At 41.2% G+C, this 3,156-nt stretch carries 1 protein-coding gene; it reads right to left on the reverse strand.

From position 1 onward, the window contains the following. On the reverse strand, positions 1-3,006 hold a 3,006-nt coding region (locus QZY09_RS04550), incomplete at its 3' end, for a SusC/RagA family TonB-linked outer membrane protein (protein ID WP_295668730.1). Positions 3,007-3,156: the final 150 nt, after the last annotated feature.

Genomic DNA, 3,156 nt, shown 5'->3' on the forward strand with positions numbered 1-3,156 from the left:
ACCGCCGCCTGCGCCAACATAGCCCAGCTCCGGATCAACTCCTTTATAATCGGTTATAATGAACACATTCTGCACGTTGAAACTAACCTTAAATGCACTTACCCAGCTGGCAAAACTTCCAAAGTTGTATCCTAAATGGATATTATCCATTCTCAGGAATGATGCGTTCTGGATGTAATAGTCAGACAACAGGTCATTGCTGCCGTTGCCGGTTAAGCCGCTGGTTAAAACGTCATTTGAGCCATTATTAAGGATACCAAGCGGGTTCATAATATTACGCTGGATGCCTGTAGCTGATGCTATGTTATTGTAGATATAGTTACCCACATTAGCACGTGCCACAAAGCCAAGGTTCCATTTGTGATAATTAAATTCAGAGCTTAAGCCGTAAATTTGTTTTGGATCAGGGCTATGGTCATGATAAAGATCCTGGTTGTTGATTACGCCATCATGGTTCCTGTCAACAAAAACACCGTCAAGTGGTTTGCCGTTACTTCCGTACACTTGCTGGTAAACGAAGAAGGTATTGCGTGCATAACCTGGCTGGTCAATTTCTACGTTATTACCTGTACCACCAGATACACCACCAACTGCCTGGCCCGGATAGTTAGGGTTAGGGATAGCCGTTAAATTAGTAATCTTATTATGGTTAAAGCTAACATTGAAATTGGCAGACCAGCTGATATCTTTTTGAGCGATGATTTTACCTGTGATACCCAGTTCCAAACCATCATTTTCCATATTACCTACGTTACCTGTAATAACGTTGCTGAAGTTTGTACCTGCCGACTGGCTGATAACTTCGAGCAGGTTTTTGGTTTTGTTATAATAATAATCAACAGTACCTGTAATGCGGTCACGCAGGAAACCATAATCTAAACCAATGTTGGTAGAGGCTGTTGTTTCCCATGTTCTGCCAGGAAAATAAGCGCCCGGACGATACATCTGGTAGAATGTGCCGCCAAACGGATATTGGGCAGTGCTGTTACTTAAGCTATATTGAGCTAAATAATCATAATCGCCAACACCTTCCTGGTTACCTGTTATACCATACTCTAGTCTCAGTTTAAGGTTCGAAAGTACATTGCTGCCCTTTAGGAAGTCTTCATTGCTGATCCTCCATGCCAAAGCCACTGACGGGAATATACCGGTACGTGTGCTAGGTGCAAATTTTGTTGAATTGTCGTCACGTACAGAGGCGGTTAAATAATATTTTTCATCATAGTTGTATATTAACCTGCCGTAAAAAGAGGTCATTATGTTTTCATTGATGTAAAACGGATAAGTAGCCGCTGAACGGGGATCGATTGTACCGTCGGCAAATTTTGTATTGGTGTTGCCTGCGTAAAAATTAGAATAGCTGGTGCTTTTGAAATCCTGTATAGAATATCCTGCAATCAGGTTAAAGGTACTCTTAATGCTTTTTACGTTTTTGTTATAGCTTAAATAGCCTTCGAAAAGTTTGTTTTCAAGTACAGATTTGTATTTGCTTTCGTTTCCGCTATGATAGTTGCCACTAGCATCCTTATAACTGTCAATATTTGTCGCAGCATTGGCCGGTATGTTATCAAAGCCTGAACCTCTTGAACCATCGTAAGAAAGGTTTACATTAGCGTGCAGGTCGGGGAAGAAGTGCAATTTATAATCTAAAGCTAAACTTGCGATAGCCCTGTACACGGTACTTTCGTTGTCATTTTGTTCCAGCACACCAAGCGGGTTAAGCGGTGCCAGTGATTTTAGGCCACTAGGGGTATTATTTGCATCGGTCCATTGCCAGTAGCCACCATAAGGGGCGTATTGTGAACCGCTGCCATAAACTGGTACAGTTGGGTTAAAATCAACCGCGTCGCTGATTACACCACTTTCATTGGCAAACCTTTGTTTTACCTGTGCGCCTTTAAAGTTGAAATTAACCTTCAAGTGGTCGGTAAATAACGATGGACTTAAGTTAACTGAACCTGTATACCTGTTTAACGAAGTTGTTTTTAAAATACCCTGGTTATCTGTATAACCAACTGATACGCGATAAGGTAATTTGCCTGTCGTTCCAGAGATACTTAAGTTATTATCGGTACTGATCGATTTTTGATAGATCTGTTTTTGCCAGTCAGTACTCGCAGTTCCCATTAAGTTTCTGTAAATACCTGCAGAAGTGGTATCGTGCGAATTGATATAGTCACGGAACTGTTGAGCAGTTAATACGGGCGCTTCTTTTGGTAAAGTAGCATCAGACACCTGGGTGCTGAAATTAATCACCGGTTTGCCTGATTGTCCTTTTTTGGTAGTGATAAGGATAACACCATTTGAAGCCCTGTTACCATAAATTGCGGCAGCAGAAGCATCTTTTAAAATTGAAAACGATTCAATGTCATTTGGATTGATCATATCCAGTGGGTTTGCAGCTCCGGCTATACCATCAGGTGCAAGGGGCACACCGTCAATAACGATCAGCGGGTCATTACCACCGTTGATAGATGCACCGCCACGGATAGTAATCGTGCTACCAGCACCAGGTGCGCCGCTGTTGGATGTAATAGATACACCGGCAACTTTTCCCTGGATCAGTTGTTCTGGCGTGGTAATCGCGCCACCGTCAAAATCTTTAGCAGTAACGGTTGCTACAGATCCGGTGATGTCCTTGCTTTTTACTGTACCATAACCAATAACCACTACCTCATTAAGGCTGGTATTGTCAGGCAGTATTGCAAAATTAACGGTAACTACTGAGCCCTCAATAGTTACTGTCTTTTTAGAAGCCACATAACCTAAAAATTTTGCGGTAACTGTATAAGTTCCGGCTTTAAGATGGGTGATCGTGAAACCACCATTTACATCGGTACTCGCGCCAACGGTTGTACCGTCGATGGTTACGGATGATCCCGGAAGGGGTTGATTTCTTTCATCAACAACCTTTCCTGTAATTCCTCCGGTTTGGGCAAATGCCATAAATGACATTGTGATAAGCACAAACAGAAGTACATACTTTTTGAAGTAATTTTTTCTCATATACTTTTTAGTTTTGTAAATTAATTGGGGCCTATTAAGCCTTATACAATTGGTTTGTTATTTTTGCTGAAACAGCATGTGACTAATTTACACTTAGGTTTAATAAATGCAAATATTATATAAAAGATAATTTTGGGGGTAAATAATCAT

The sequence above is a fragment of the uncultured Mucilaginibacter sp. genome (genome assembly GCF_903913935.1).
Lineage (GTDB): Bacteria > Bacteroidota > Bacteroidia > Sphingobacteriales > Sphingobacteriaceae > Mucilaginibacter.